Origin of the sequence: Amycolatopsis sp. NPDC101161 (genome assembly GCF_044768185.1) — a bacterium.
Taxonomy (GTDB): domain Bacteria; phylum Actinomycetota; class Actinomycetes; order Mycobacteriales; family Pseudonocardiaceae; genus Amycolatopsis.
In genome coordinates this window covers 74,640-101,371 of record NZ_JBIWPI010000009.1, presented here as the reverse complement: position 1 = coordinate 101,371, position 26,732 = coordinate 74,640, and the positions used below count along the sequence as shown (strand labels likewise).

Annotated in this window: 26 protein-coding genes and 1 riboswitch; of the genes, 13 read left to right on the top strand and 13 right to left on the bottom strand. The window is 70.8% G+C overall.

The features are described from left to right. The first annotated feature begins 348 nt into the window (after nucleotides 1–348). The gene (locus ACIRSS_RS49085; RefSeq protein ID WP_400909114.1) at nucleotides 349–2,562 is read left to right on the top strand and encodes a discoidin domain-containing protein; all 2,214 of its coding nucleotides are present in this window, start codon (nucleotides 349–351) and stop codon (nucleotides 2,560–2,562) included. Here ACIRSS_RS49085 and ACIRSS_RS49080 read toward each other — a convergent pair. Continuing rightward, nucleotides 2,464–3,999, bottom strand: a complete 1,536-nt coding sequence (locus ACIRSS_RS49080) for an FAD-dependent monooxygenase (RefSeq protein ID WP_400909111.1) — start codon at nucleotides 3,997–3,999, stop codon at nucleotides 2,464–2,466. The two genes, ACIRSS_RS49085 and ACIRSS_RS49080, sit on opposite strands and share 99 nt — an antisense overlap. After that, nucleotides 3,996–4,958: an MBL fold metallo-hydrolase gene (locus tag ACIRSS_RS49075; RefSeq protein WP_400909109.1), complete on the bottom strand. Its 963-nt coding sequence runs from the start codon at nucleotides 4,956–4,958 to the stop codon at nucleotides 3,996–3,998. Before ACIRSS_RS49075 ends, ACIRSS_RS49080 begins: the two co-directional genes overlap by 4 nt. Before the next feature lie 94 nt (nucleotides 4,959–5,052). Between ACIRSS_RS49075 and ACIRSS_RS49070 the strand changes: the two genes are divergently transcribed. Continuing rightward, nucleotides 5,053–5,586 carry a MarR family winged helix-turn-helix transcriptional regulator gene (locus ACIRSS_RS49070; RefSeq protein ID WP_400909106.1) on the top strand — a complete coding sequence of 178 codons (534 nt, stop codon included), beginning with the start codon at nucleotides 5,053–5,055 and terminating at the stop codon, nucleotides 5,584–5,586. Here ACIRSS_RS49070 and ribA read toward each other — a convergent pair. Further along, on the bottom strand, nucleotides 5,583–6,188 hold the full coding sequence (gene ribA, locus ACIRSS_RS49065; RefSeq protein WP_400909103.1) for a GTP cyclohydrolase II: 606 nt from the start codon (nucleotides 6,186–6,188) through the stop codon (nucleotides 5,583–5,585). The genes ACIRSS_RS49070 and ribA overlap by 4 nt on opposite strands. 752 nt (nucleotides 6,189–6,940) lie before the next feature. Here ribA and ACIRSS_RS49060 point away from each other — a divergent pair. Continuing rightward, complete coding sequence (locus ACIRSS_RS49060; RefSeq protein ID WP_400909100.1) at nucleotides 6,941–7,573, top strand: LysE family translocator; 633 nt, start codon at nucleotides 6,941–6,943, stop codon at nucleotides 7,571–7,573. Nucleotides 7,574–7,600: 27 nt separating this feature from the next. Here ACIRSS_RS49060 and ACIRSS_RS49055 read toward each other — a convergent pair whose 3' ends face one another. After that, nucleotides 7,601–8,659 carry a cobalamin-independent methionine synthase II family protein gene (locus tag ACIRSS_RS49055; RefSeq protein WP_400909097.1) on the bottom strand — a complete coding sequence of 353 codons (1,059 nt, stop codon included), beginning with the start codon at nucleotides 8,657–8,659 and terminating at the stop codon, nucleotides 7,601–7,603. A gap of 230 nt (nucleotides 8,660–8,889) precedes the next feature. Here ACIRSS_RS49055 and ACIRSS_RS49050 point away from each other — a divergent pair, with 230 nt between their 5' ends. Both ACIRSS_RS49050 and ACIRSS_RS49045 read left to right on the top strand, forming a co-directional pair. Beyond that, on the top strand, nucleotides 8,890–9,153 hold the full coding sequence (locus tag ACIRSS_RS49050; RefSeq protein WP_400909094.1) for a DUF3040 domain-containing protein: 264 nt from the start codon (nucleotides 8,890–8,892) through the stop codon (nucleotides 9,151–9,153). A gap of 16 nt (nucleotides 9,154–9,169) precedes the next feature. After that, entirely contained in the window at nucleotides 9,170–10,195 is a 1,026-nt protein-coding gene (locus tag ACIRSS_RS49045; RefSeq protein WP_400909092.1) for a DNA polymerase IV, read from the top strand. Between the two features lie 160 nt (nucleotides 10,196–10,355). Here the strand turns inward: ACIRSS_RS49045 and ACIRSS_RS49040 are convergent, their stop codons facing one another. Next, complete coding sequence (locus ACIRSS_RS49040) at nucleotides 10,356–11,003, bottom strand: TetR/AcrR family transcriptional regulator (protein ID WP_400909089.1); 648 nt, start codon at nucleotides 11,001–11,003, stop codon at nucleotides 10,356–10,358. A gap of 86 nt (nucleotides 11,004–11,089) precedes the next feature. Between ACIRSS_RS49040 and ACIRSS_RS49035 the strand changes: the two genes are divergently transcribed. The 5 genes from ACIRSS_RS49035 to ACIRSS_RS49015 all read left to right on the top strand — a co-directional run bounded on the left by ACIRSS_RS49035 (nucleotide 11,090) and on the right by ACIRSS_RS49015 (nucleotide 15,120). Further along, nucleotides 11,090–11,980: a diiron oxygenase gene (locus ACIRSS_RS49035; protein ID WP_400909086.1), complete on the top strand. Its 891-nt coding sequence runs from the start codon at nucleotides 11,090–11,092 to the stop codon at nucleotides 11,978–11,980. 56 nt (nucleotides 11,981–12,036) lie between these two features. Next, a complete protein-coding gene (locus ACIRSS_RS49030; protein ID WP_400909084.1) occupies nucleotides 12,037–12,714 on the top strand; it encodes a hypothetical protein in 678 nt (225 codons plus the stop codon). Next, a complete protein-coding gene (locus tag ACIRSS_RS49025; RefSeq protein WP_400909081.1) occupies nucleotides 12,711–13,193 on the top strand; it encodes a GNAT family N-acetyltransferase in 483 nt (160 codons plus the stop codon). The genes ACIRSS_RS49030 and ACIRSS_RS49025 overlap by 4 nt, the downstream gene beginning before the upstream one ends. Nucleotides 13,194–13,224: 31 nt before the next feature. Beyond that, a riboswitch (S-adenosyl-L-homocysteine riboswitch) is annotated at nucleotides 13,225–13,301 on the top strand. Nucleotides 13,302–13,383: 82 nt separating this feature from the next. Next, entirely contained in the window at nucleotides 13,384–14,844 is a 1,461-nt protein-coding gene (ahcY, locus tag ACIRSS_RS49020; RefSeq protein WP_400909078.1) for an adenosylhomocysteinase, read from the top strand. Nucleotides 14,845–14,964: 120 nt separating this feature from the next. Then, nucleotides 14,965–15,120: a hypothetical protein gene (locus ACIRSS_RS49015; protein WP_086678182.1), complete on the top strand. Its 156-nt coding sequence runs from the start codon at nucleotides 14,965–14,967 to the stop codon at nucleotides 15,118–15,120. A 430-nt stretch (nucleotides 15,121–15,550) separates the two neighbouring features. Here ACIRSS_RS49015 and ACIRSS_RS49010 read toward each other — a convergent pair whose 3' ends face one another. The 7 genes from ACIRSS_RS49010 to ACIRSS_RS48980 all read right to left on the bottom strand — a co-directional run bounded on the left by ACIRSS_RS49010 (nucleotide 15,551) and on the right by ACIRSS_RS48980 (nucleotide 20,764). Further along, a complete protein-coding gene (locus ACIRSS_RS49010) occupies nucleotides 15,551–15,760 on the bottom strand; it encodes a hypothetical protein (protein ID WP_400909075.1) in 210 nt (69 codons plus the stop codon). Between the two features lie 77 nt (nucleotides 15,761–15,837). Then, the gene (locus ACIRSS_RS49005; protein WP_400909072.1) at nucleotides 15,838–16,713 is read right to left on the bottom strand and encodes a Ku protein; all 876 of its coding nucleotides are present in this window, start codon (nucleotides 16,711–16,713) and stop codon (nucleotides 15,838–15,840) included. Between the two features lie 75 nt (nucleotides 16,714–16,788). Next, nucleotides 16,789–18,015 (bottom strand): styrene monooxygenase/indole monooxygenase family protein, encoded by a 1,227-nt coding sequence (locus tag ACIRSS_RS49000; RefSeq protein WP_400909069.1) that lies wholly within the window; start codon nucleotides 18,013–18,015, stop codon nucleotides 16,789–16,791. Nucleotides 18,016–18,032: 17 nt separating this feature from the next. Continuing rightward, nucleotides 18,033–18,653 carry a GTP-binding protein gene (locus tag ACIRSS_RS48995; protein ID WP_400909066.1) on the bottom strand — a complete coding sequence of 207 codons (621 nt, stop codon included), beginning with the start codon at nucleotides 18,651–18,653 and terminating at the stop codon, nucleotides 18,033–18,035. Next, nucleotides 18,628–18,996, bottom strand: coding sequence for a DUF742 domain-containing protein (locus tag ACIRSS_RS48990; RefSeq protein ID WP_086678176.1), 369 nt, complete (start codon nucleotides 18,994–18,996; stop codon nucleotides 18,628–18,630). Before ACIRSS_RS48990 ends, ACIRSS_RS48995 begins: the two co-directional genes overlap by 26 nt. 92 nt (nucleotides 18,997–19,088) lie before the next feature. After that, nucleotides 19,089–19,526: a roadblock/LC7 domain-containing protein gene (locus tag ACIRSS_RS48985; RefSeq protein WP_125315245.1), complete on the bottom strand. Its 438-nt coding sequence runs from the start codon at nucleotides 19,524–19,526 to the stop codon at nucleotides 19,089–19,091. Further along, nucleotides 19,523–20,764: a sensor histidine kinase gene (locus tag ACIRSS_RS48980; RefSeq protein ID WP_400909063.1), complete on the bottom strand. Its 1,242-nt coding sequence runs from the start codon at nucleotides 20,762–20,764 to the stop codon at nucleotides 19,523–19,525. The genes ACIRSS_RS48985 and ACIRSS_RS48980 overlap by 4 nt, the downstream gene beginning before the upstream one ends. A gap of 349 nt (nucleotides 20,765–21,113) precedes the next feature. On the opposite strand from ACIRSS_RS48980, the gene ACIRSS_RS48975 reads away from it, so the two are divergent. The 3 genes from ACIRSS_RS48975 to ACIRSS_RS48965 are packed head-to-tail and all read left to right on the top strand — an operon-like array spanning nucleotide 21,114 to nucleotide 25,515. Beyond that, the gene (locus ACIRSS_RS48975; RefSeq protein WP_400909060.1) at nucleotides 21,114–21,782 is read left to right on the top strand and encodes a TetR/AcrR family transcriptional regulator; all 669 of its coding nucleotides are present in this window, start codon (nucleotides 21,114–21,116) and stop codon (nucleotides 21,780–21,782) included. Beyond that, entirely contained in the window at nucleotides 21,776–23,509 is a 1,734-nt protein-coding gene (locus tag ACIRSS_RS48970; RefSeq protein WP_400909057.1) for an ABC transporter ATP-binding protein, read from the top strand. Before ACIRSS_RS48975 ends, ACIRSS_RS48970 begins: the two co-directional genes overlap by 7 nt. Next, nucleotides 23,506–25,515, top strand: coding sequence for an ABC transporter ATP-binding protein (locus ACIRSS_RS48965; RefSeq protein ID WP_400909054.1), 2,010 nt, complete (start codon nucleotides 23,506–23,508; stop codon nucleotides 25,513–25,515). The genes ACIRSS_RS48970 and ACIRSS_RS48965 overlap by 4 nt, the downstream gene beginning before the upstream one ends. A gap of 76 nt (nucleotides 25,516–25,591) precedes the next feature. Here the strand turns inward: ACIRSS_RS48965 and ACIRSS_RS48960 are convergent, their stop codons facing one another. Next, a complete protein-coding gene (locus tag ACIRSS_RS48960; protein WP_400909052.1) occupies nucleotides 25,592–26,656 on the bottom strand; it encodes a DNA polymerase ligase N-terminal domain-containing protein in 1,065 nt (354 codons plus the stop codon). Nucleotides 26,657–26,732 lie beyond the last annotated feature (76 nt).

The window sequence follows — 26,732 nt, the reverse complement described above, 5'->3', positions numbered from 1 at the left end:
CGTAAAATGTCAACTTCCCTGCGCCGGACGGTCGCGGACCACGCGGAAGACTGGTCCGGGCGAGGAGAATCCGCGCCGGAGCCTTGACTCCGCCGAGCCCGGCGCTGTTAACTGCGATCTCACCGACGGAACCGGTTCCGTGACCGCCACCGGGACAGTTCCGCCGCGACACGCACCCTTCGGGCTGACTGGTCCGCGCTCCTCGCACCACCCGGTACCGCTCCTCCGGCTCACGGCGCCGGGCGGGTGACCTGGGGGCGGACCCGCCGCACCACCCGACGCCGGCGCGAGCTGTGGGGCTCGCCCGGTCCGTTTCGCACGTCCTCCCCCCGATCAGCAGGCAGGCCGATGAGATCAACGACGTTCTCCCCCGTACACCGCCTCCTCGTCATCGCCACCACCTTCGTCACCGCGGTCACCACCGCGGCGGTGGTCGGCTCCGCGCCGGCCCAGGCCGCCGCGTGCGGCACGGCGAACCTCGCGCAGGGCCACCCCGCGACCGCCTCCTCGACCGAGAACGGCGGGACGCCCGCGTCCGCCGCGGTCGACGGCAACACCGGGACGCGCTGGTCCAGCGCGTTCAGCGACCCGCAGTGGCTGCAGGTCGACCTGGGCTCCGCGCAGCAGCTCTGCGACGTGGCGCTCACCTGGGAAGCCGCGTACGCCAAGGCGTTCAGCGTCCAGCTGTCCTCGGACGCGAACAGCTGGACGACAGCGTACTCGACCACCACCGGCGCGGGCGGCACGCAGACCGTGCCCCTCACCGGCACCGCGCGCTACCTGCGGGTCTACGGCACCCAGCGGGCGACCGGCTACGGCTACTCCCTGTGGGAAGTCGCCGTGCACGGCACCGGCGGCGGGACGACCATCCCGCCGACCGACCCGCGCAACCCAGACCTCGGGCCGAACGTGTCGGTGTTCGACCCGTCGACCCCGGCCGCGACGATCCAGAACCGGCTGACGCAGATCGCGGACCAGCAGCACACCAACCAGTTCGGCAACGAGCGCTACGCCGTGCTGTTCAAGCCGGGCAGCTACAACGCCGACGTCAACCTCGGCTTCTACGAACAGGTCGCGGGGCTGGGCCTGTCGCCGGACGACGTCAACCTCAACGGCCACGTCCGCGTCGAGGCGGACTGGCTGCAGCAGGGCGACAACCCGGCCAACAAGGGCAACGCGACGCAGAACTTCTGGCGGTCGGCCGAAAACCTGTCGGTGACGCTGCCGGCCGGCCAGGTCGAGCGCTGGGCCGTCGCGCAGGCCGCGCCCTACCGCCGGATGCACCTCAAGGGCAGCCAGATCCAGCTGTGGAACGGCGGGGACGGCTGGGCCAGCGGTGGCCTGATCGCCGACAGCAAGATCGACGGTGTCGCCGTTTCCGGGTCGCAGCAGCAGTTCCTGACCCGCAACAGCGAGCTGGGCGGCTGGCAGGGCGGCGTCTGGAACATGGTGTTCGTCGGCTCGACCGGCACGCCGCCGGCGTCGTTCCCGAACCCGCCGGAGACGGTCGTCGGCCAGACGCCGGTGATCCGCGAGAAGCCGTTCCTCTACGTCGACGGCTCGGGCAGCTACAACGTGTTCGTCCCGGCACTGCGGCAGAACTCGTCCGGCACCAGCTGGGGCCACGGCGCGCCGGCCGGGCAGTCGATCTCGCTCAGCGAGTTCTACGTCGCGCACCCGTCCGACTCGGCGGCGACGCTCAACGCCGCGCTGGCCGCGGGCAAGAACCTGCTCGTCACGCCCGGCGTCTACCACCTCGACCAGGCGCTGAACGTGACGCGCCCGGACACCGTGGTGCTCGGCCTCGGCCTGGCGACGCTGATGCCGACCAACGGGACGGCGGCCATCACGACGTCCGATGTGGACGGCGTGAAGATCGCCGGGCTGCTGATCGACGCGGGCGCGGTGAACTCGCCGGTGCTGGTGCAGGTCGGCCAGCCGGGCTCGAACGCGAACCACGCGGCCGACCCGACGTCGCTGCACGACGTGTTCTTCCGGATCGGCGGCGCGGCCGTCGGGAAGGCCACGCAGACGCTGGTGGTCAACTCGAACAACGTCATCGGCGACCACATGTGGCTGTGGCGCGGCGACCACTCGAACGGCGTCGGCTGGAACGTCAACACCGCGGCGAACGGCCTGGTCGTCAACGGCGCCAACGTGACGATGTACGGCCTGTTCGTCGAGCACTACCAGCAGTACGAGGTGCTCTGGAACGGCAACGGCGGGCGGACGTACTTCTTCCAGAACGAGATGCCGTACGACCCGCCGGACCAGGCGTCCTGGTCCAGCGGCGGCGGCCGGCAGGGCTGGGCGGCGTACAAGGTGGCCGACTCGGTGACCAGCCACGAAGGCTGGGGCCTGGGCAGCTACTGCTTCTTCAACACCAACCCGTCCATTGTGGCCAGTCATTCGTTCGAGGTGCCGAACAACAGCGGCGTCCGGTTCCACAACCTGGTGTCGGTGTCACTCGGCGGTGTGGGCACGATCGCCCACGTCATCAACGACTCGGGTGACGCCGCGAACACCGGGCACCAGGTGAGCCCGCTGGTCTCCTACCCGTAGCACGGCGGCGACGTACGCGTCCGGGCGGACCAGCCAGGCTTCGCCCGGACGCGCACCCAGCACCCCGCCCAGCGGGATCTCCACCGACCGCACGCCCTCCGCCCGCACACCCGGTGTCGTCAGCAGCAGGAACCCCCGCCGGGCCAAGTCCCGCAACCGTCCACTCGCGACGGTGACGTCCGGCAGCAGCACACCCGGCCCCGGCGGCGGGACCGTCCCACGCGGCGGCCGGCCGGCGAACGGCCGTAGCGGATCCGTCGTGGTCAACGGCGAATCCACGTACCAGAACGGTTCCGCCAGGCGGCCCGAGTCGACCTGCTCGCACGCGGCCGGGTCGTGCGCCGCGCGCGTGAGGACGTCCAGCCGGCGCCGGTGCTGCTCGTCGTCCTGGGGCACCAGGAAGTCCATCGTGGCCGTCGTGACGGCCGCGTTCTCCACCGCGGCCGCGTGCCGCTCGGTGTGGTAGCTCTCCAGCAGCTCCTCCCCCGCGTCGCCGCGCAGGACGGCGGCCAGCTTCCAGGCCGCGTTCTCCGCGTCGGCCACGCCGGAGTTGAGCCCGCGCGCCCCGAACGGCGCGACGAGGTGCGCGCAGTCGCCGACCAGCAGCACCCGGCCGACCCGCATCCGCGGCACCAGCCGCGTGTGGAAGCGGTACACCGACCGCCAGAGCACCTCGTAGGGCACCGAGCCGATGATCGCCCGGATCCGCGTCTCCATCGCCCCGCCCGACTCCTCGGCCGCGAGGTCGTAGTCCTCGGGCACCTGCCAGTCGATCCGGAACTGCGAGCCCGGGCACGGGTGGATGAGCACCTGGCGGCCCGGGTTCCACGGCGGGTCGAAGTAGAACCGCCGCTCGGCCGCCCAGCCCGGCAGGTCCGCGCGGATGTCGCAGATCAGGAACAGGTCCCGGAACGACACCCCTTCGAGGTGCTGCCCGAGCGCCCGCCGCACGGTGTCGCCCCGCGCGCCCGCGCAGGCGATCGCGTAGTCGGCCTCGATCCGGCGCGGCCCGTCCGCCGTGTCGCACTCGAGGACCACCCGGCCGGGCTGGGTCAGCCCGCGGACGCGGTGGCCGCGGCGGACGTCGATGAGCGGCTCCCGCTCGATCAGCTCGTCCAGGACCTCCTCGACGCGGGCCTGCGACAGGTTGACGAACGGCGGCAGCGCCGACCCGCCGTCGGGGAGCTTCAGCGAGAACAGCTCGGTGGCGCGGTGGAACGTCCGCGCGGTCGTCCAGGTGAGGCCCTCCTCGGCGAGGCGGCCCGCGCCGAGCGACGCCCAGACGTCCAAAGTGTCCCGTTGCTGGCAGATGGCCTTGGACCCCACGGGATCGCGCACCTCGTGCTCGTCGACGAGCACCACCGGCACACCCCAGCGCGCCAGCAGCAGCGCGGCCGTCTGGCCGACCGGGCCGCTGCCCAGGACGGCGACCCTCATCCTTGGAGCTGGTCCCAGACTTCGCGGTCGCGTTCGGCCGTCCACACCACCGGCCGTTCGATGCCGCCGAGCTCGTCCCACAGCCGGGAGACGTCGAAGGGCAGGCAGTGCTCGAAGATCGGCCAGTGGCCGTACTGGTCGTTCAGGGCCGCGTGGGTGCGTTCGAAGGCTTCCTTGAGCGTACCGCCGGCTTCGCGGACCGCGCCGACCTCGCGGATCATCGTGTCCAGGAAGTGCCGGGTCTGCGCGATGGCGGCGTCGACGGCGTCGCGGCCGCGGCTCACCCCGCCGCGGCCGCCGATCAGCGACTCGGCGCCGAACGCGGCCACCCGGTCCAAAGTGGACGAAGCCCAGTCGCGGTGGAACGCGTCGCCGGTGTAGAGCGCGGCTTCGGCTTCGACGAGGTCGCCGGCGTAGAGGATCTTCTGCCGCGGCAGCCACGCGACGAGGTCGCCTTCGGTGTGCCCGCGCCCGCAGTACTGCAGGACGAGGTCGCCGCGGTCGCCGCCGAGGTCGATCGTGAGCCGGTCGGAGAAGGTCAGCGTCGGCCAGGTCAGGCCCGGCACCGAGTCCGCGCCCTTGGCCAGCCGCGGCATCCGGCCGAACTCGCTCGCCCAGTCCTCCTTGCCGCGCTCGGCGACCAGCGCCCGGGTGTTCTCGTGCGCGACGATCACTTCGGCGTCGAACGCCGACGCGCCCAGCACGCGCACCGCGTGGTAGTGGCTCAACACCAGGTAGCGCACGGGTTTGTCGGTGTGCTCGCGGAGTTTCGCGAGCCACTCGCGCGCCGCGACCGGCGTCGCCAGCGCTTCGAAGCAGACGAGGAAGTCCTCGCCCTCGATCGCGCCGATGTTCGGGTCACCTTCGGCAGTCAGCGCGTAGACGCCGTCGGCCAGGACTTCGAGGGTTTGCGCTTTCTCCGCCAGGTCGGCCGAAGAGGCGAAGGCTTTCTTCGTCACGGCGAGCGCTCCTTTGATCAAAGGTTTGACTATCTCCCGGGTCACACTAACCCGGCCGGACCGCTCGCGGAACCCCTTCCCCTAACCTGGCCGCATGACCGACCGACCGGCCGAAGACCTCGACTACCTCTCGTTCGTCGACTACGCGATCGGGAAGACGAAGGCGGAGCTGCCGGACACCGACCCCGTCGCGATGCGGCTCGGCCTCACGCTGCACCGGCTGGCGGGCGCGCTGGTCTACGACTGGGAGTCGACGGTGCACCGCCCGCGCGGCCTGAGCTGGGGCGGGTTCCGGGTGCTGTTCGTGCTGTGGCTGGCCGGCCCGCTCGAGTCCCGCCACGCGGCGCGGCTGGCCGGGATGAGCCGCGCGGCGGTGTCGGCACTGGTCAAGACCCTGGAGCGGGACGGGCTGGTGACGCGCACGCAGGTCCCCGAGGATCGGCGGGCGGTCCGGCTCGCGCTGACCGACGTGGGGCGTGGTGCGGTGACCGACGCCTACCAGGCGCACAACGCGCGCGAGCGGGCGTGGGCGGCGTCGCTGTCGCCGTCGGAGCAGACGGTCCTCATCGGACTGCTGGAGAAGCTCACCACGAGCCCGGCGGCCGCGGCGGCCCAGCGCCTCAGCTAGCTGGCCAGCCCGGGCAGGGTGTGGCCGGTGAGTTCGGCCTTCGCGCGCAGGTAGCGGACGTTGTTGTCGGTGGCGAAGACGCCGGTGGGCACCCGGTCGCGCACGGCGATCCCGGCCGCTTCGAGCTGCGCGGCCTTGTCCGGGTTGTTCGACAGCAGGTTCACTTCGGCGACGCCGAGCGCTTGGAGCATCTGCGCGGCGACGGTGTAGTCGCGGGCGTCCTCGGGCAGGCCGAGCGCGGCGTTGGCGGCGTAGGTGTCGAGGCCTTGGTCCTGCAGCGCGTAGGCGTCGAGCTTGTTGTAGAGGCCGATCCCCCGGCCTTCTTGACGCAGGTAGAGCAGATAACCACCGGCGGCGGAGATCCGATCGACGGCTTCGGCCAGCTGCGGACCGCAATCGCAGCGCGCGGACCCGAAGACGTCCCCGGTGAGGCATTCGGAGTGCGGCCGCACGAGCGGCACGTCCCCGGGCGTACCGAGGACGAAGGCGAGGTGCTCACCACCATCGGCGAGGTTCCGGAAGGTGACGGCTTCGGCGTCGACCTCGATGCCGCCGTGCAGCCGCAGCGGGATCCGCACCCGCGTCCGCACCTCAGCCGTCATGCTCTCTCCCCTGGGATCGCCCACTCGGCCGACCCTACCGGAAGTTCAAATTCGAACATCGTGCTCTGGCCGACACCGGTGCGAACACCAGTGGATCACCGGTTCTTCCCGGATCGGGAACCTTTCGGTGTCTCGAAGCTCACCTCCGCAACAGCGTGGGCCTTCCGACCGTCTCCTCGCGCAAGCGCTGAAGAGGAGTCAGAGCATGACCACACCCGTCGCCCCCGAACCGGCTGCGCCAGATCCTCCGACGCAGTGCCGGCGTCCACTTTGGCCCTGGTTGCTGGGCGGCGGAGTCCTCATGTCGGCTCTCGTCCTCGCCGCCGCGATCATCACTGTTCGGCGTGGAGCCGGGAGGCAATCCGAAGACGATCTTCCAGAAGGGCGTCGAATCCGGATTCAGCCGGGAAAACGCGCCACCGCTGATGGCGTTGTCGACCGGAGCGCTGTGCCGGCAGTTCAACGACCGGGTCACGTACGACGTCGTCGGGTGGCACACCGGCGTGACCACCGCCTCCGCCCTCCCGCTCCCGCCGCACCTGCCACCGGCGGTCATGGCTGCTGGGCCCGGTGGCGCGATGACTCCGGGAACAACATCATCGCGAACGATCTCGAGGTCAACGGGGCCCGATGCGGTTCACGACCAAGAAGGGCGAATACGTGGAACCCTCGGGCGGATGCACCTTCACGAAGGTGACGCGAACCTCTCCGGCCGCGAAATCCGCTGGCGCGGCCCTCGTATGCTCGACCGCATGATCCCCGGTGCCACCGCCGCCTCGTTCCTGCTGGTCGTGATCCTCGGCGCGATGTCACCCGGGCCGGACTTCGTCGTCGTCACCCGGTCTTCCCTCGCCGGTGGGCGGCGGGCCGGGGTCGCCGCCGGGGGCGGGGTTGCGCTCGGTGTCTTCGCCTGGGTGGTCGCCATCGCCTTCGGCGTTGCCGCCGTCCTGACCGCCTCCGCCGTCGCCTTCAGCGTCGTGAAGCTCGTCGGGGCCGGCTATCTCGTCTTCCTCGGCGTCAAGGCCTGGCTCGCCGTCCGGCGCGGCGAGTACCGGGACCTCGGTGACGACCCCGCGAACCGGTCGCTCGGCGCCGGCGCCGCCTTCCGGCAGGGCCTCTTCACCAACCTGCTCAACCCGAAGGTCGCCGTCTACTTCCTCGCCCTGCTCCCCCAGTTCCTCCCCGCGGACGGCTCCACCGCCCAGACCCTCGAACTGGCCGCCATCGCCACCGCCGGGACCGTCGCCTGGTTCGCCGCCCTCGCCCTCGTCGTCGGCGCGCTCAAGCGGTTCTTCGGCGACGGGCGCGTCCGGCGGGGCCTCGACGCCGTGCTCGGCAGCGTGCTCGTCGCGCTCGGGCTGAAGGTCGCCGCCGAGACGGCCTGAGGGGCCCGCCGGAGCGGGCCCCGGCCGTCACAGCTGCCCGGCCGCCAGCGCCGTCCCCTCGACCCGCGCCCGGATCTTGGCGAACGCGATGTCGCGCGAGGTCGAGGTGTCGTCCGCGAACGGCGAGAACCCGCAGTCGTCGCACGTGCCCAGCCGGTCCACCGGCAGGTACTTCGCCGCCCTCAGCACGCGGTCGCGGACCTCCTCCGGCGTCTCGACCCGCGGGTCGATCGGGTCGATCACGCCGACGAAGATCCGCTGGCCCTCCCCCAGGTGGTCGGCGATCACCTGCAACGCGCGTTCCGGCTCGGCCTCGCTCGCGAGCTGGACGTAGAAGTTGCCCACGTTCAACTCGAAAAGCGCCGGCAGCAGGCCCGCGTAGTCGACGTCGAGGCTGTGCACCGAGTCCTGGTCGCCGCCCGGGCAGGTGTGGACACCGATCTTCTGGCGCTCCTCCGCCGTGAAGCGGTCCAGCACGGCGTTGTTGAGGTCGACGAACTGCCGCAGCAGCCCGCCCGACGGGTCGAGCTTCAGCGACAGCCGCCCCTCGGTGAAGTCGATCTGGACGCTGTGCGCGCCGGCGTCGAGGCTGCGCCGGATGTCCGCTTCGGCTTCGTCGACGAGGTCGGCGACGAACTGGTCCTGCGAGTAGCCCTCGATGCCGTCGGCCGGGTAGATCAGCGAGAGCGCCGAAGCGGCGATCACGGCCTGCTTGACGGGCTTGCCGGTAAGGGCTTTCGCGCGCGTCAGGTAAGCGTCCGCGTGCGTCGCGTAGCGGAAGGGGCCCGCGGTCAGCCGCGGCAGCTGGCGGGTGTGGCCGTCGGCGAAGGGGATGACGACGCCGTCCGGCGCGAGCGCGGTCAGCCCCGCCAGCGGGTAGGTCGCGAAGCTCGGCTTGCCCTGTTCGCCGTCGGACACGACGGGTGAGCCGGTCTCCTCGAACCGGCTGATCGTGTCGGCCAGCGCCCGGCTTTCCAGCTCGGCGAGCGCGGCGGCGTCGATCCGTCCGGCCGCGAAGGCGCCGAGCCCCTCGATCAGGTACTCGGGACGCGGGATGCTGCCGATCGGTTCGGTGGGCAGGGTCATGGAGTCCTCCGCTGCTTGAAGGTCCTGACCGGCCTCGACCCGGCGCGAAGCCGGCCTGACCGGCCTCGTGCCAGGCGAACCTAACGCGTTCCGGAGCGGTCACGGAGCGCGGATCACCCGGTCGGAGCAGCAAAAAGCACAAAATGAGAGGGCGATTGGCGGTTCGTCGGGAGGACGATTGGGTATTCGCTCTGGCGATACGGTGCGTTCGGCGCCGAAGGAGTACCCCGATGCTCAGCCACCACGATCGCACCGAGCTCGAGAAGATCGAGCGGTACCTCGAGGTCACCGACCCTGACCTGGCCACCGCCCTCCGCGAGGGCAAGCGCCCGAAGTCGCGCGCGCTCCGCAGCGCCCTCCTGATCGTCGTCGACGCCGTCGCCGTGACGCTGCTGGTCCTCGGGCTCGTCCTGCCCGACCCCGGCGTGACGCTCTGCGGGATCCTCGCCCTCACCGGCACCGTCTGGACCCACGTGGCGCGCCACCGCGTGTGAGGCAACACTGGGCGGCGTGAAGTGGGTCCTGCACGTCGACCTCGACCAGTTCATCGCCGCGGTCGAGATCGCCCGCCACCCGGAGCTGCGCGGCAAGCCCGTGGTCGTCGGCGGCAACGGCGACCCCACGGAACGCGCCGTCGTCGCGACCGCGTCGTACGAGGCCCGCGAGTTCGGGATCCAGTCCGGCATGCCGCTGCGGATCGCCGCCAAACGCTGCCCGGACGCCGTCTTCCTGCCCAGCGACCCGCCGGCCTACCTCGAAGTCTCCGAACACGTCATGGCCGCCGTGCGGGAGTTCCCCGTCGTGGTGGAGGTGCTGGGCTGGGACGAGGCGTTCGTCGGCGCCGAGACCGATGACCCCGAGGCGCTGGCGGTGGCGATCAAGGACGCCGTCGCGCGCGAAACCGGGCTGTCGTGCGCGGTCGGGATCGGGGACAACAAGCTGCGGGCCAAGCTCGCCACCGGGTTCGGCAAGCCCGGCGGGATCTTCCGGCTGACGCAGGCGAACTGGTGGGACGTCATGGCCGCGCGCCCGACCGACGCGCTGTGGGGCATCGGCGGCAAGACGGCGAAGAAGCTCGCCGAGCTGGGCATCGCGACGGTCCTCGACCTGGCCGGCGCCGACCCGGCCGGGCTGGCGGCGCGGTTCGGCCCGAAGACCGGCCCCTGGCTGCGCCTGCTCGGCGGCGGGATCAGCGACGCGGAGGTGAGCGCGACACCGTACGTGGCCCGCTCCCGCAGCCGCGAGACGACGTTCCAGCGCGACCTCACCGACCCCGCGGAGATGGCGGCGGAGGTGTCGGCGCTGGCGAAGCGCGTGTCCCAGGACGTCCTGGACGAAGGCCGCCCGGCGGCGCGGGTCGCGGTGAAGGTCCGGTTCGTGCCGTTCCTGACCCACACCCACAGCATCACGCTCCCCGAGCCGACGTCGGACGCGGCGGAGATCGACCGCGCGGCCCAGGAGGTGCTGGGGATGTTCGAGCTGACGCGCGCGGTGCGGCTGCTGGGGGTGCGCGCGGAGTTCCCGCGCGAGGACTAGACGTACTGCCTGGGGAGGTTGCGATCGTGGTGACACGTGATCGGACGATCTTGGCGTGAGCGACGGGTCATCAAAGTCCGGGTGCTGCGACGGTGGGGACCGGCCGCACTCGCAGGCCGGCCACCCGCCGGCCGCGTCCCAACCTCACAGGTCAGTACGACTAGAGCCCGTCCGGAAGCGGCAGGGGCCGGTCCGGGTCCAGTTCGACGCCGACCGCCCGGAGCGTGTGGTCGAGCATCGCCCAGATCGTGCCGCTGAGCTGGGCGGTCAGCTGGTCCAGGGTGAGCGCGCCCGGGTGGTCGAGCCAGCGGGTCGTCGCCGATTCGACGTAGCCGACCAGGCCGAACGCGATCGTGTCCGCCGGGGCGGGGTCGCGGCCGAATGCCGTCAGGTAGCCGGTGAAGAGACCGCTCAGGTGGCGGGCGATCGTGTCGCGGACGTCCGTCGGCCCCGGTGCCGCGCGGGTCAGGTAGCGGTGCAGGGAGGCGTGCTCGGTCAGCCAGCGCAGGTGCGTCGCGATCACCGTCGAGATCATCTCGTTCGGCGAGCCTGACGGGTGCCAGAGCGGCTCCAGCTCGGCCGTCACCAGTTCGGCCGCGCGCTGGGCGATGGCCCGCTGCAGGTCGGCCGCGTCGGCGAAGTGCTTGTACAGCCGCGTCCGGGCGACGCCTGCGCGTTCGGCGATCTGCTCGGTCGAGACGTCCGGGCCGTGTTCCGCGATCGCCGCCAGGGCCGCGTCGACGAACTCCGCGCGGCGCCGTTCCTGCTGGCCCGCCCACCGCGTCGCCCGTCCGTCGACCTTGGTCACCCGGGAAGCCTACTCAAGTCCGGTGAGCCGGTGTACGCTGCCGAAGTAGCTAGTACAGCGTGTACCCCCTAATTTCGGAGGTCGCCATGGGCGTCGAGGCCCAGGACCGGGACGTCACCGCGGCGAGGCTGCTCAAGAGCTCCGCGAAGAACTCCTACGACCCGTACGTCGACATCGACTGGGCCGCGCCGCTCGCCGAAGGCAAGGCGTACATGCCGCTGGAGCGCGTGTCCCTCTACGGCACCGACCTGTGGGCGAAGCTGACGCCGGAGCAGCGGATCGAGCTGTCCAAGCACGAGATCGCCAGCATCATGAGCGTCGGCCTGTGGTTCGAGATCGTCCTCATGCAGCTGCTCGCGCGGTACGTCTTCGACCTCGACGCGCGCACCGAGCACGCGCAGTACGCGATGACCGAGATCGGCGACGAGACCCGGCACTCGGTGATGTTCGCCCGCACCGCCGAACGGCTGGGCGTCCCGCGCTACGGCGTCCCGAAGGTCGTGCACCGCGCCGCGAAGGTGTTCGGCGCGACCGCGGCCGGGCCGTCGATGTTCGCCAGCGTGCTGGTCGCCGAGGAGACCACCGACCGGCTGCAGCGGTCGATGATGGACGACGACGGCATCCAGCCGCTGATCCGCTCGGTCAACCGGATCCACGTCGTCGAGGAGGCCCGGCACGTCCGGTTCGCCAAGGAGGAGGTGCTGCGGGAGACGCCGAAGCTGTCGAAGGCGGCGCTGCAGCGGCACCGGGTGCGGACCGCGCTGGTCGCGTTCGGTGTCATCGACAGCATGGTCGACCCGCGGGTCTACCGCAGCGTCGGGATCGACCCGCGCGAGGGCCGCGCCGCGGCGCTCGCCAACCCGCACTTCCACGAGACGCGGCGGTGGATGGCCGAGAAGATCGTGCCGTTCCTGCGCGAGGCGGGGCTGATCGGCGGCCGGTCGGAAGGCATCTGGCGGCGTGCGCACCTGATCTGACCCCGCGGGGCGGAATTCCCTTCCCGGGACGGACCGGAGTGCGCCAGGATTCCCGGGTGACCGAGGGATTCCCGCTCGAACCCGCACCCGGACCGCCGCCGACCGTGGCACCCCCACCGCGCCCGCTGCTCGCCCGGCCGGTCGTCGCCGGCCTGCTCGGCGTCCTCGTCGGCGCGGTCCTCGTCGGCGTGCCGTGGCTGGCGCTGAGCCTGTTCGACGGCCCGAGCGGGCAGGCCCCGGCCGCGCCGGCGATCCTCGGCGGCCTGAGCAAGGCCCAGGACGCGATCGCGAAGGTCGACGCCACGCGCGGCAAGGCCCGGATCGACCGCATCGCCAAGACGGACCAGGAGACGGCCGCGCGCGTGTCGGCGGCCTACGCCGGCGCCGGAGCCGTCGTCCAGGACTACCAGGACGAGGGGCTGCTGCGGTCCTTCCAGCTGGTCGCCGTGCGCGCGCCGTCGCCGGAGCTGTTCGCGCCCTACGAAGACGTCCAGGCCCTCGGCGAGGCCAAACCGGGCACCGAGCTGGTGCGCTTCGGCGCCGTGCAGTGCCTGGTGCACAACGCCCCGGCCGCACCCGGCTCGACCCCGGAGCCGGACCAGTCCTTCGTCCTGAACTGCCAGCGCACCGGCCCGGGCTTGACCGTCGCGGTGCGGAGCCTGAGCAGCGAAGGCAACCACGACGCCCGGGAGCTGGCCGGGATCGTCGAGCAGGCTTGGCAGGCACTCGGTTGACCACCATCCGGACGGCGCGAGCCGACGACGAAGCCGTGCTCGCGAAGCTCGACCAACGCACCTGGACGACGGAGATGTCCCCCGCTCCCCCGCCCCCGCCCGGCACGCCGTTCTTCGACGAGCACTGCCGGCCCGAAGACGTCCTCGTCGCGGAACACGACGGCGAGGTCGCCGGCTACGTCCGCCTGGGCGAGGGCTTCGGCATCCCCGCCCACGCCCACGTGCGGGTCATCGGCGGGCTCGCCGTCGACCCGGACCGGCGCCGGCTCGGCATCGCGCGGCGGCTCGTCGACGCCGCCGTGGCCGAGGCGGGCCGGCGCGGCGCGCGCAAGGTGACGCTGCGCGTGCTGGGTCACAACACCGCCGCCCGCCGCGTCTACGAGGCGTGCGGATTCGTCGTGGAAGGCGTGCTGCGGGCCGAATTCCGCGTCGACGGCCACGACGTCGACGACGTTCTCATGGCCCGCTCGCTCGCTTGACAGCCTCCCGGCGGCTTTGCCATCCTGGTCACGGGCCGAGAGGCGCTGCGACGGAACTCTTTCCGCCACGCTCGGCCCGCACCACGACTCCAAGGGCGCCTCCCGCGAGGGAGGTGCCTTTCTCTTGTCCGCACGGGCTTCCGTGCTGCCTCCCGAGCGCATCCCGACGAACTCCGGAGTGCACCGAAGCATGAGTGACAAACTGCAGACCCGCAATGGCCTCGACTTCGCCGTCGCCGACCTGTCCCTCGCCGACACCGGCCGCACCCAGCTGCGGCTGGCCGAGCACGAGATGCCCGGCCTGATGGCGATCCGCCGCGAATACGCCGCCACGCAGCCGCTGAAGGGCGCCCGCATCGCCGGGTCGCTGCACATGACCGTCCAGACCGCCGTGCTCATCGAGACGCTGGTCGCCCTCGGCGCCGAGGTGCGCTGGGTGTCCTGCAACATCTTCTCGACCCAGGACGAGGCCGCCGCCGCGGTCGTCGTCGGCCCGGAGGGCTCCGTCGACGCCCCGGCCGGCACGTCCGTGTTCGCCTGGAAGGGCGAGACGCTCGAAGAGTACTGGTGGTGCACCGACCGGCTCTTCGCCTTCCCGGGCGGCCAGGCGCCGAACATGATCCTCGACGACGGCGGCGACGCCACCCTCCTCGTGCACAAGGGCGTCGAGTTCGAAGCCGCGGGCGCGGTGCCGCAACCGTCCGAAGAGGACGCCGAGGAGTACCGGATCGTCCTCGAGACGCTGCGCGCGAGCCTCGCGGCCGACGGCGACCGCTTCACCCGCATGGCCAAGGAGATCCGCGGCGTCACCGAGGAGACGACCAACGGCGTCAAGCGGCTCTACAAGCTCGCCAAGGACGGCGAGCTGCTCTTCCCCGCGATGAACGTCAACGACTCCGTCACGAAGTCCAAGTTCGACAACAAGTACGGCATCCGGCACTCCCTTGTGGACGGTCTGAACCGCGCGACGGACGTGATGATCGGCGGCAAGCGCGTGGTCGTCTGCGGCTACGGCGACGTCGGCAAGGGCGCGGTCGAGGCGCTGCGCGGGCAGGGCGCCCGGGTCGCGGTCACCGAGATCGACCCGATCTGCGCGCTGCAGGCGGCGATGGACGGGCTCGACGTCGTGGAGCTGGACGACGTCGTCGGGACGGCCGACATCTTCATCACCACCACCGGCAACTTCGGCATCATCTCGGCGGACCAGATGAGCCGGATGAAGCACAACGCGATCGTCGCGAACGTCGGGCACTTCGACAACGAGATCGACATGGCCGGGCTGGCGAAGCTGCCCGGGATCGTGAAGAAGGAGATCAAGCCGCAGGTGCACGAGTGGACGTTCCCGGACGGCCACGCGATCATCGTGCTCTCCGAAGGCCGCCTGATGAACCTCGGCAACGCGACCGGCCACCCGTCGTTCGTGATGTCGAACTCGTTCACCAACCAGGCCATCGCGCAGATCGAGCTGTTCGCCAAGCCCGGCGAGTACGCCACCGACGTCCACCGGCTGCCCAAGCACCTCGACGAGAAGGTGGCCCGGCTGCACCTCGACGCACTCGGTGTGAAACTCACCAAGCTGACGAAGGCCCAGGCGGAATACATCGGCGTCGACGTCGAAGGTCCGTACAAGCTCGATCACTACCGGTACTGATCCGAGATTGCTCCATTTGACGCAGTTTGCCACCGCGGGAAAGTGGCCATCCTCCCCGTGACAGCGCATCCGCCCGGCCGGCATGCCGGACGGGTCCCATGCGAAGGAGTGTGTGTCAAAGTGATCGTTCTCGGTGTAATTCTCCTGATCATCGGGTTCATCGTGGGTATCCCGGTGCTTTACACCATCGGCATCATCCTCGCGGTGGCCGGTGTGGCACTGGCCATCCTGGGCGGCACGGGCCGCCGGATCGGTGGGCGTGCGCACTGGTACTGATCCACTAGCCCGCTAGTGACCAACGGCCTGGCACGGCGTAGCAGCAATGCTCGCCGTGTCAGGCCGTTCGGCTTTTTCACCGCCACAATCGCGGCGAAGAAAGGGAACCGCGGAAAGGTAAGCGCAGAGCAAATTCTGCCGCGAATCCGCGACCGCGCCACGCGCTCCCGGCTCCCGGCCTGCCCGCTGTCGCGCGGCGGCCGGGACCGGCCCGCGGCCGCGCAGGCGGGTAGGCGCGAAAAAGGGTCCTCCGGCTCCGAGGGGGAGGGAGAGCCGAAGGACCCCCGTAAGTGTTAGCACATCGCCAAGCCCGTGTACACAGCTGCATACACGATCGTGTTACGTCCGCACCCTCCGCAAACGCCGTGAAGGCCTCCCCGGCCGACGGCGAAGCGCGGCGGGAAGGCCTTCACGGATCCTGGCGGGAGGCTCAGGAAGCTTGGCGCAGCAGGGGTTTTCCGGGTGCGGCGGCGCAGGCGCACCCGTTGCCGAGCGCCTGGCAGTCGACGATCAGGCCGTGCCGGACCCGGTCACCGTCCGAACAGGCCGCGTCGGTGCACTCGGTGAATCCGCCTTCCGGGTGCACCACCAGCGTGCCGTGGCAGTGGTCGATGCCCGCATCACACGAAGCGCATTCCATACCCCTTGGTACCACCGCGAACCACGCGGAGGCGGGACGACCGCGACGGCGTGTCGCCCCGACCACCCGTCCGGGGATCAGGCCGACTTCGGCGCCCGCTTCCGCGGCGCCGGCTTCTTCTTCGCGGCCGGCTCGCCGTCCTCATCGGACTCCTCCGAAGAGGACTTCGCCCCGCGGGACTTCTTGGCGGCGTCCACACTGGCCTGAAGCGCGGCCATCAGGTCGACGACGTCGGCCTTCGCGGTCACCGCGGCGGGCTTGGTCGTCTCCTCCCCCGCCACCTTGGCCTCGATCATCTCCTCGAGGGCCTCGCGGTAGTGGTCGTGGTACTTCTCCGGCTCGAACACGGGCTCGGCCAGCGAGTCGATCAGCGACCCGGCCATGGTCAGCTCCTGCGGCCGGATCTGCGGCGGGTCGTCGCGCAGGAACGGGAAGTCGGGCTCGCGGACCTCGTCCGGCCACAGCATCGTCGTCATCACCAGCACGTCGGCGTGCACCCGCAGCACCGCCATGCTCTCCCGCTGCCGCACCGCGACCTTGGCGATCGCGACCTGGCTCGACTTGTGCAGCGCGTCCCGCAGCACGATGTACGGCTTCACCGCGTTCTTCTGCGGCTCCAGGTAGTACGTCCGGTCGTACTGGATCGGGTCGATCGACTCGAGCGGCACGAACTCCAGCACGTCGATCGTGCGCTGGGTGGGCAGTGGCAGGTCGGCCATCTCGGTGTCGGTGATCACGACCATCTCGCCGTCGGGCAGCTCGTAGCCCTTGGCGATCTCGGCGTAGGGCACCTCGGCGCCGTCGATCGTGCAGAAGCGCTTGTACTGGATGCGGCCGCCGTCGGCCTCGTGCACCTGGCGGAGGGAGACGTTCTTGTTCTCGGTGGCCGCGTACAGCTGGATCGGGATGCTCACCAGCCCGAACGACACCGAGCCCTTCCACATCGCCCGCATGCCACGCACCTCCGAGGTCGCCCTTCACGCTACGTAGTTACCGTAGCCCGAATCGTCCCCCGGCGACAGTGCGATCTAGACCTCTGCCAGGTACTTCTCCCAGAGTGCCGGGTCCATGAACCAGTTCTGGAAGTCCGTCGGATCGGTGAACCCGTTGGCGAACCGCCGCGCGACCGCGGGATTCTGGCCGGCCACGCCGAGGATCTGGAGCACGTGCGGGGGCGGCGGGAGCAGCAGCGCGTTGGTCCATTCGGTGACGTGCCGGGCGTACTCCCAGTAGCGCTCGAACGTGGCGTCCATCCACCCGGCGTCGAACGGCTCCTCGCCGCGCTCGACGATCGCGTCCAGGTAGGTGGCCGCGCAGTGGCTCGCGTTGTTCGAGCCCTGGCCGGTGATCGGGTCGTTCGCGACGACGACGTCGGCCATGCCCAGCACGATCGCCCCGCCGGGCAGGGTGCCGACCGGCCGGCGCACGACGGGCGTGTAGCCGCCGGCCAGCGTGGCCTTCGCGTCGGTGAGCTCGGCGTCGCGGCAGCGGTCGTACTCCCACGGCACGAACTGCTTCATCAGGTCGAGGATCCGCGCGAAGTGCTCGGCCGGGCCCGGGCGGTCGTCGAAGCAGTCCAGCGGCCCGCCGGGGACGCCCTCGAAGAAGAGGATGTCGCAGTTCCCGCTCAGGGTGTAGGCGGGGATCATGAACAGCTCGCCGACGCCGGGCACGATGTTGAACCGCACCGCCATCTTGTCCGGGTGCTCCGGCCGCGGCCGGACGCCGTGGGCGTAGGCCAGCGACAGCGCGCGCATCGGTTTCCTGTACGGCGAACGCTCGGGCACGCGGTCGAACAGCTGGACCAGCTCGCCCTTGCCCGCCGAGATGATCACCAGGTCGTAGAGCCGCGCCAGCGCGTCCAGTTCGGACGTCATCACGCCGTGGATGACCAGCTTGCCGCCGCGGTCCTCGAACAGCTCCAGCCAGCCCGCCATCTTGACCCGCTGGTCGACGGACTGCGCGACGTGGTCCAGCTCGGCGAACCAGTCGAGCGCGCGGCCGCCGTCCGGCGCGGCCACCGACACGCCGAGGCCTTCGACGTTGACGGTGTCGGCCTCCCACTGGTTGATCCCGAGGTCCCGCTCGTGCTGCAGCGCGTCGTGGAACATGCACTGCGTCGACATCACGCGCCCGTTCCGGATCTCCTCCGGTGTCCGCGCGGACATCACCGTGACGTCGTAGCCCTTCGCCTGCAGGCCGAGGGCCAGCTGCAAGCCGGACTGCCCGGCGCCGACGATCAGAACCCTGCGCATGAAGCTCGCTCTCCTTCTCAGGCGTTCGGGACGCTGCCGGCCAGCTCGCGCGGACCGGACAGCACGGCCAGCGACAGCGTGTGGCTCACCAGCTCGGTCAAGGTGGCGATCGTCGAGGCGCGGTCGCGGGCGTCGCAGGTGACCAGCGGGACGCTCGGGTCGAGCGCGAGCGCCTCGCGCACCTCGTCGAGGTCGTGCACCGGCATGCCCTCGAACTGGTTGACCGCGACCACGAACGGCAGCTCGGAGTCGTTCTCGAAGTAGTTGATCGCCGCGAACGACTCGTCGATCCGGCTGGTGTCGACCAGCACGACCGCGCCGAGGGCGCCCCGGCTCAGGTCGTCCCAGAGGAACCAGAACCGCGCCTGGCCCGGCGTGCCGAACAGGTACAGCAGCAGGTCCGGGCGCAGCGTGATCCGGCCGAAGTCCATCGCCACCGTCGTCGTCGACTTGCCGCCGGGCGGGATCTCGTCGACGCCTTGACCGGCCTCGGTCATCCAGGCCTCGTTGCTCATCGGCGGCACTTCCGACACCGCACCGACGAACGTGGTCTTGCCGACACCGAAGCCCCCGGCGACGACGATCTTCGCGGAGATCGTCAGCAGATCGCCCTCAGGCGGGGAGCCGCTTGAGCCCATCAAGGATCCTCTCGAGCACGTTGGTGTCGTGGTGGTAGGCGTGCGCGGTGGGGTGGACGAACACCGCGCCCTGGGACGCGAGGTCGCCGATCAGCACCCGCACCACGCCCAGCGGCAGGTCGAGCCCGACCGACAGCTCGGCGATCGAGCACCGCGCCCGGGCGCGTTCGTAGAGCGAGCGCGACTCGGGCATGAGCGTGCCGCTCAGCGCGGGGTCGTAGCGCGGGACCGAGACCAGCGTCTCCACCAGCAGCTGGTGCCGGGTGCTGGTGCGGCCGCCGGTGAGCGCGTACGCGCGGATCCGGCGGCTGCGCCGCGGCAAGGCGGTGTCCTTCTCGGACACTGAGATCACATCCCTGTGCTCTCCGGGGCTTCGCCCCGGGCCGGGGGCGCCGCCACCCGGACCCCCGAAAGACTGGTTGTCGGGCATCTCGATCACACCCGGGGGCGGCGCGCGGTGAGCACCTGGCGCAGTTCGGCGCGCACCTCGGGGGTGAGCGCGTGGCCGGCGTTGGTGATGAACTGGGTCATCTCGTAGGCGACCACCTTCATGTCCGCCTCGCCCGAGGTCAGCACCGCGAGCCCGGCACCGGACCCGATGCCCATGAACAGGAAGTAGCCGTGGGTGAGCCGGATGATGATCTGCTCACAGGCGCCCTTCCCGAACAGCGCCGCGCTGTTGCCGGCGAGGGAGAGCAGGCCGCTGGCGATCGCGGCCAGCTGCTCGGCCTCGGCTTCGCCGACTGAGTCGGACGCGGTGAGGGGGAAGCCGTCCACGCTCATGATCAGCGCGTGGCTGACGCCGTGGACCTTGCGCACGAAGTCGTCGAGCAGCCAGGCGAAGTTCGCCGGGGCCGGGTGGGGGGCGCTCACGAGGCGGTTCCTCCGGGCGTCTCGTCCTGCTGGGCACGGTGGTTCTCGGCGAGCGCGGCCCGCTCGCCGTCGGCGAAGGCGCCGAGGTCGGCGAGCAGCTGCTCGTGCCCGTTCGCGGCGGGTTCGGCGGCCGGGGGCGGTGGTGGCGGTTCGGGCGCGGCACCGCGGATGCTGCCGGGCACGCGCCGCGGCAGGCCGTTGGCCGTGGTGCCGCCGGTCTCGAGCGGCCGCGGGCGGGGGCTCGGCTTGCGCGGCACGGCCCGTACCGGCTCTTCCTGGGGGAAGGTGCCCGGGCGGCGGCGCGGCAACCCGCCGACGGCGGCCGGCTCGCCCGCCGGCGCCTGCACCGGCTCGACCGTGACGGTCCGGGTGCCCGACCACGCGTTTTCGGCCAGCTCGGTGACGATGCCGGTGGGCAGCAGCACGGTGGCCACGGTGCCGTGCGGGCTGCGCCGGTCCAGCCGCACGGTGACGTCGTGGCGGGCGGCGAGCCGGGAGACCACCGCGAGGCCCATGTGCCGCGCGGCGGCGTCGTCGAGGTCGCCGCCGGCGGCCAGCCGGGCGTTGAGGCCGTCGATCCGGTCGGCCGGGATGCCGATGCCCTCGTCCTCGATCCGGACGAGGACGCTGCCCTGCTCGGTCAGGTGCGCGCTGACGTTCACCGGCGAGCTGGGCGAGGACTGGTTGGCGGCGTTGTCGAACAGCTCCGCGAGCACCCGGCCCAGGTCCTCCGCGGCGAAGCCGACGACGCCGAGGTTCACCACGCGGCCGATGGTGATCCGGGCGTAGTGGTCGATCGAGGACATCGCCGCGCGCATGACGTCGAGCACCGACGTCGCGCGGGCGGCGTCGTCGGCGGTCTCCTGGCCGGCCAGGACGCGCAGGTTCTCGGCGTTGCGGCGCAGCCGGGTCGCGAGGTGGTCGAGCTGGTAGAGCTCGGCGAGGCGGTGGTGGTCCTCCTCCCCCGCCTCCAGCTCCTCGAGCCGGGCCAGCAGCTGGTCGAGCAGGTTGAGGTCGCGCAGGGCGACGCTGGCGCAGATCTCGGCCAGCACGGCGTCGTCCGGCGGGGCGGGCGGGACCGCCAGGGGTGTCAGCTGCGCGATCGCCGGGCCCGCCGCGGGCGCGGCCGGGTACCCGGGGTGCTTCGGCGGCGCCGTCAGGAACTGCGCGGCGGCGACCCGCGAGCGGTCCAGCAGGACGCGTGATCGATCCAGGAGTTCCCGGGCCCGGCTCGCCATGTGGTCCCACTTCTTCCATGCTCAGGTGCGGAAAACGAGTACGCGACGCCGACCCCCGGGCGGCGACGCCCGACATGCAAGCAGAAAGTCTCGCCAGATGTCCACAGCCGGTTCCCGCGCGATCGCGGTCGGTGAGCGGATTTTCGGGGCGTAGCTCCTGGTGAGCGCAGTGCGTTAGGCCATTCGGTCCATTTTTGCAATTTGCGCCCCGCAACAGAACGCACACGGCGGCCGATACCGCAGGCCGGGCGGTCCCGCACCGCGGAATCCGGCCGTGTCCGGTTCGCCCTGATTTTGCGTGCCACGCAAATTTTTGCGGGGCACGCAAGTTTTTCGCTACACTCTGTTCATGCCGCCGGACGAACCACCGAAGCTGACGCTGCGGGAACGCAAGAAGCGCGAGGCCCGCCGGGCCCTCGCGCAGGCCGCGTTGCGGCTGACGCTGGACCGCGGGCTGGAGAACGTCCGCGTCGAGGACATCGCCAACGAGGTCGGGGTCTCGCCGCGCACATTCAACAACTACTTCTCCAGCAAGGAGCAGGCGGTCTGCTCGATGGTCGTCGACCGGCACGAGGGGATGCGCGAAGCGCTGCTCGCGCGGCCGGAGGGCGAGCCGCTCTGGGAGTCCGTCAAGCAGGCGGTGATCCACCAATATTCGCGTGAGGGCGAGCCGGATCGCGCGTATGTTGCGCGTATCCGGGAGCTGATGGGTCAGCTCATGCTGCGCGGCGAGTTCCTCAACGCCCACGCGGCGGTCGAACGCGTCCTCGCCGAGACCATCGCGAAACGGGCGGGCGGGGCGGACCACCTCCTGTGCCGCCTGATGGCCTCCACGGTGGAAAGCGCTGTCCGCGTCGCCTTCGTCAACTGGTTCATGACCGAGGGCGAGCCGTTCCTCCCGACCCTGGAACGGCTGCTGGACGAGCTGGCCGCCGGGATGCCCACCCTGACCGGCGGCACCGCACCGCCACCCGGACCGAACACCACCACCACACCACTGGGGGAACCGTTGTGCTAGTCAAGCTCCTGCGTGCGCACCTGCGCCCGTACAAAACCACGCTGTGGGTGATCGTGGCCCTGCAGCTGGTGCAGACGATCGCCATGCTCTACCTGCCGACGCTCAACGCCGACATCGTCGACAACGGGCTGATCAAGGGCGACATGGAGTACATCCTGCGCGTCGGCGCGGTGATGCTGGCCGTGACGCTGGCCCAGATCGCGGGCTCGATCGGCGCGGTGTACTACGGCGCCCGCACCGCGATGGCGGTCGGCCGCGACATCCGGTCCGGCGTCTTCCACCGGGTGCAGGACTTCTCGGCCCGCGAGGTCGGCCAGTTCGGCACGCCGTCGCTGATCACCCGCACCACCAACGACGTCCAGCAGATCCAGATGCTCGTGGTCATGACGCTGACGCTGATGGTGTCCGCGCCGATCATGTGCGTCGGCGGGATCATCCTGGCGCTGAACCTCGACGTGCCGCTGTCGGGGCTGCTGCTGGTGATCGTGCCGGTGCTGGCGATCGCGGTCGGCACGATCATCACCAAGATGCGCCCCGCGTTCCGGCTGATGCAGGAGCGGATCGACCGGATCAACCAGGTGCTGCGCGAGCAGATCATGGGCATCCGCGTGATCCGCGCGTTCGTCCGCGACAAGCACGAACGCGAGCGCTTCGACGTCGCGAACGACCAGCTGCTCACCGTGTCGCTGCGGGTGGGCCGCCTGATGGCGCTGATGTTCCCGATCGTCATGCTGGTGATGAACGCCTCCAGCGTCGCCGTGCTGTGGTTCGGCGGGCAGCGGATCGACTCCGGCAGCATGCAGATCGGGGCCATGACGGCGTTCCTGTCCTACCTGCTGCAGATCCTGATGGCCGTCATGATGGCCACGTTCATGTTCATGATGGTGCCGCGCGCGGAGGTCAGCGCCGAGCGGATCAGCGAGGTCCTCGACACCGAGTCGAGCGTCCGCCCGCCGGTGTCGCCGATCCGCCCCGGCGCGGTGCACGGGCACCTGGAGCTCTCCGGGGTCGAGTTCCGCTACCCCGGCGCGGAAAAGCCGGTGCTGCAGGACATCTCGCTGATCGGGCGGCCCGGTGAGACCACCGCCGTGATCGGGTCCACCGGTACCGGCAAGACCACGCTGCTGAACCTGATCCCGCGGCTGATGGACGCGACCCGCGGCACGGTCAAGGTCGACGGCGTCGACGTGCGCGACCTCGACCCGGCGGTGCTCGCCCGCGCGGTCGGGCTGGTACCGCAGAAGCCGTACCTGTTCGCCGGGACGGTGGCGAGCAACCTGCGCTACGGCAACCCGGACGCCACCGACGAAGAGCTGTGGCACGCGCTGGAAGTGGCGCAGGGCAAGGACTTCGTCGAAGCGATGGCCGAAGGACTGGAGTCGCCGATCGCCCAGGGCGGCACGAACGTCTCCGGCGGTCAGCGGCAGCGGCTCGCGATCGCGCGGATGCTGGTGCACAAGCCGGAGATCTACCTCTTCGACGACTCGTTCTCGGCGCTGGACTACGCGACCGACGCGGCCCTGCGCCGCGCGCTCGTGTCCGAAACCGCCGACGCGACGGTGATCATCGTCGCGCAGCGCGTCAGCACGATCCGCAACGCCGACCGCATCATCGTCCTCGACGAGGGCCGCGTCGTCGGCACCGGTACCCACCACGAACTGTTCGACAGCAACGAGACCTACCGCGAGATCGTGCTGTCGCAGCTCACCGAGCAGGAGGCGGCGTGAGCACGACCGAATCGCCCAAGGCCGCCGTCACCGACGCCGGGGAACGGCCGACCGCCGAGCGGCACAAGAACACCGGAGCCGCGACCGTCGGACCGGGCCGGTGGATGGCCGGCGGCGCGCCACCGGAGAAGGCCCTCGACTTCAAGGGGTCCCTCAAGCGGCTGCTGCGCATGCTGGCCCCGCAACGGCTGCACCTGATCGGGGTGCTCGTGCTCGGCGCCGCGAGCGTCGCGCTGACGGTGATCGGGCCGAAGATCCTCGGCCAGGCCACCGACGCGATCCTGGCCGGCGTGCTCGGCAAGCAGGTGCCGCCGGGGGTCACCAAGGAGCAGGTCGTCGCCGGGCTGCGCGCCCGCGGGGACGGCACGCTCGCCGACATCTACGGCCGCGTCGACCTCGTGCCCGGCGTGGGCATCGACTTCGACAAGGTCGGGCAGATCCTGCTGGTCGTGCTGGCGCTGTTCGTCATCGCGTCGTTCTTCGGGCTGATCCAGGCCCGGCTGACGACGACGCTGGTGCAGCACGCGGTGTACCGGCTGCGCGAGGACGTCGAAGCGAAGTTCTCGCGGCTGCCGCTGAAGTACTTCGACCGCCAGCCGCGCGGCGAGGTGCTCTCCCGCGTCACCAACGACATCGACAACCTGGCGATGTCGCTGCAGCAGACGCTGTCGCAGATCGTCTCGTCGCTGCTGACGGTGATCGGCGTGCTGATCATGATGTTCCTGATCTCGCCGCTGCTGGCGGTCATCGCGCTGCTCACGGTGCCGCTGTCGGCCGTCGTGGCGGCGAAGATCGGCAAGCGGGCGCAGCCGAACTTCATCAAGCAGTGGTCGACGACCGGCAAGCTCAACGCGCACGTCGAGGAGATGTACACCGGGCACTCGCTGGTCAAGGTGTTCGGCCGGCGCGACGAGTCCGCGGCGATCTTCGACAAGCAGAACGAGACGCTGTACGAAGCCAGCTTCCGGGCGCAGTTCATCTCCGGCATGATCCAGCCGGCGATGATGTTCATCGGCAACCTGAGCTACGTGCTGGTGGCCGTGATCGGCGCGCTGCGCGTCGCGTCGGGCAGCCTGACGCTCGGCGAGGTGCAGGCGTTCATCCAGTACTCGCGCCAGTTCAGCCAGCCGGTCACGCAGATCGCCAGCATGGCGAACCTGCTGCAGTCCGGGGTCGCGTCGGCCGAGCGGGTGTTCGCGCTGCTCGACGCCGAGGAGCAGGCGCCGGAACCGGAGCACCCGGAGCGGCCCGCGGTGATCCGCGGACGCGTCGAGTTCCAGGACGTCTCGTTCCGCTACCTGCCGGACAAGCCGCTGATCGACGACCTGTCGCTCACGGTCGAACCGGGCCAGACGGTGGCGATCGTCGGCCCGACCGGTGCGGGCAAGACGACGCTGGTCAACCTGCTCATGCGGTTCTACGAGCTCGACGGCGGGCGGATCACGCTCGACGGCGTCGACATCGCGAAGATGAACCGCGAGGAGCTGCGCGACCAGACCGGCATGGTGCTGCAGGACGCGTGGCTGTTCGGCGGCACGATCGCGGAGAACATCGCCTACGGCGCGGACGACCCGAGCCGCGAGGAAATCATCGAAGCGGCACAGGCGACGTACGTGGACCGCTTCGTGCGGACCTTGCCGGACGGCTACGAGACGGTGCTGGACGACGAGGGCGGCACGGTCAGCGCGGGCGAGAAGCAGCTGATCACCGTGGCACGGGCGTTCCTGGCCAGGCCGGTCATCCTCATTCTGGACGAGGCGACCAGCTCGGTCGACACCCGCACCGAGGTGCTGATCCAGCGGGCGATGAACTCGCTGCGCAGCGGGCGCACGAGCTTCGTCATCGCGCACCGGCTCTCGACGATCCGCGACGCGGACGTGATCCTGGTGATGGAGCACGGCCGGATCGTCGAACACGGCGACCACGAGACGCTGTTGCGCAGCGGCGGTGCCTACGCGCGGCTGTACGCGGCGCAGTTCGCCGAAGCCATGGCGGAGACCGACTGACGTCCCCGCGGTTCGTGAAGGCCTCCTCACCGGCACTAGTGGCCGGGAGGGGGCCTTCACGGCTTTACGGCGGCCGTCAGTTGCCGATGAACACCCAGTCGCCGGAGCCGGGCCGGTACGGGCCGGCGGCCCGCTTGGCGACCACACCCGGCAGGCCGTGCTGGCGGCTGGCCCCGAGGACGTCCTCGCCGCCGCCGGCGAAGTAGGCGGGCACCTGCCAGTGGCGATCGGTCACCGGCAGGTCCGCCAGCAGCTCCCGGCGTTCGGTGTAGGGCAGGTCCAGGGTCGGCCGGCCGTCGAGGTGCAGGACGTCGCAGGCGAAGTAGAACACCGGGCAGTGCGCCTTGAGCCGCTTCGCCGCGTTGCCGTCGGCCCGGCGGCGCTCCTCGAGGCCTTGCGCGGAGGGCTTGCCGTCCTTGATGACGACGACTTCGCCGTCCAGCAGCACTTCCGTCGACCCGAGCTCTTCGCCCAGCTTGTGCAGGTCGGGGTAGCGGCCGGTGACGTCGGCGCCGGTTTCGTCGTGCGCGATGACGCGGCCGCCCGAGATCTGCAGCATCGTGCGCAGGCCGCCCCAGGCGAACTCGTAGGCCCAGTCGTCGTCATCGGCCGGCAGCTCGCCCGGGACCGCCGTCATCGGCTCGAGGAACTCGGGAGCGTCCTCGTGCCCGGGCTCGGCCGGGTCGAGGCGCCGCAGCATCCAGTCGCGGTCGTCGTCGGCGTTGTGGCGGTTGAGGAAGAGGTACTTGCCGCGCGCCCGTTCGCCGTGGAAGACGACCTCGACCTTGTGGTCGTTCCAGTGCAGGGTTTCGTACTTCCCGGTGTCCCACACGGTCATCCGGCCGCCGCCGTACTCGCCGGCCGGGATCTCGCCCTCGAAGGTCAGGTACTCCATGGGGTGGTCCTCGGTGTGCACCGCGAGCCGGTTCACCCCGGGGGCGAGGGGCAGGCCGCGCGGGACGGCCCAGGAGACGAGCACGCCGTCGCGTTCCAGCCGGAAGTCCCAGTGCAGCCGGGAAGCGTGGTGCTCCTGGATGACGAAGAGGTCGTTGCCCCCGGGTTCCGGCGGGCCGTCGGGCCAGGGTTCGGGGGTGCGGTCCCGGCCGCGCTTGCCGCGGTACTCCTCGAGCCTGTCGGCCATCGGCGCCCGGCACCCCTTCCGCTCGGTGGTCGCCGCCTCGCGCACAGCGGTGATCGCGGGAGCGTCCAGGGTACCG

What these genes read in the sequence shown, in the direction of transcription:
- ACIRSS_RS49085 (WP_400909114.1), top strand. Translation starts at nt 349, where the DNA reads ATGAGATCAACGACGTTCTCCCCCGTACACCGCCTCCTCGTCATCGCC.
- ACIRSS_RS49080 (WP_400909111.1), bottom strand. Translation starts at nt 3,999, where the DNA reads ATGAGGGTCGCCGTCCTGGGCAGCGGCCCGGTCGGCCAGACGGCCGCG.
- ACIRSS_RS49070 (WP_400909106.1), top strand. Translation starts at nt 5,053, where the DNA reads ATGACCGACCGACCGGCCGAAGACCTCGACTACCTCTCGTTCGTCGAC.
- ribA (WP_400909103.1), bottom strand. Translation starts at nt 6,188, where the DNA reads ATGACGGCTGAGGTGCGGACGCGGGTGCGGATCCCGCTGCGGCTGCAC.
- ACIRSS_RS49060 (WP_400909100.1), top strand. Translation starts at nt 6,941, where the DNA reads ATGATCCCCGGTGCCACCGCCGCCTCGTTCCTGCTGGTCGTGATCCTC.
- ACIRSS_RS49055 (WP_400909097.1), bottom strand. Translation starts at nt 8,659, where the DNA reads ATGACCCTGCCCACCGAACCGATCGGCAGCATCCCGCGTCCCGAGTAC.
- ACIRSS_RS49050 (WP_400909094.1), top strand. Translation starts at nt 8,890, where the DNA reads ATGCTCAGCCACCACGATCGCACCGAGCTCGAGAAGATCGAGCGGTAC.
- ACIRSS_RS49035 (WP_400909086.1), top strand. Translation starts at nt 11,090, where the DNA reads ATGGGCGTCGAGGCCCAGGACCGGGACGTCACCGCGGCGAGGCTGCTC.
- ahcY (WP_400909078.1), top strand. Translation starts at nt 13,384, where the DNA reads ATGAGTGACAAACTGCAGACCCGCAATGGCCTCGACTTCGCCGTCGCC.
- ACIRSS_RS49010 (WP_400909075.1), bottom strand. Translation starts at nt 15,760, where the DNA reads ATGGAATGCGCTTCGTGTGATGCGGGCATCGACCACTGCCACGGCACG.
- ACIRSS_RS49005 (WP_400909072.1), bottom strand. Translation starts at nt 16,713, where the DNA reads ATGCGGGCGATGTGGAAGGGCTCGGTGTCGTTCGGGCTGGTGAGCATC.
- ACIRSS_RS49000 (WP_400909069.1), bottom strand. Translation starts at nt 18,015, where the DNA reads ATGCGCAGGGTTCTGATCGTCGGCGCCGGGCAGTCCGGCTTGCAGCTG.
- ACIRSS_RS48995 (WP_400909066.1), bottom strand. Translation starts at nt 18,653, where the DNA reads ATGGGCTCAAGCGGCTCCCCGCCTGAGGGCGATCTGCTGACGATCTCC.
- ACIRSS_RS48980 (WP_400909063.1), bottom strand. Translation starts at nt 20,764, where the DNA reads ATGGCGAGCCGGGCCCGGGAACTCCTGGATCGATCACGCGTCCTGCTG.
- ACIRSS_RS48975 (WP_400909060.1), top strand. Translation starts at nt 21,114, where the DNA reads ATGCCGCCGGACGAACCACCGAAGCTGACGCTGCGGGAACGCAAGAAG.
- ACIRSS_RS48960 (WP_400909052.1), bottom strand. Translation starts at nt 26,656, where the DNA reads ATGGCCGACAGGCTCGAGGAGTACCGCGGCAAGCGCGGCCGGGACCGC.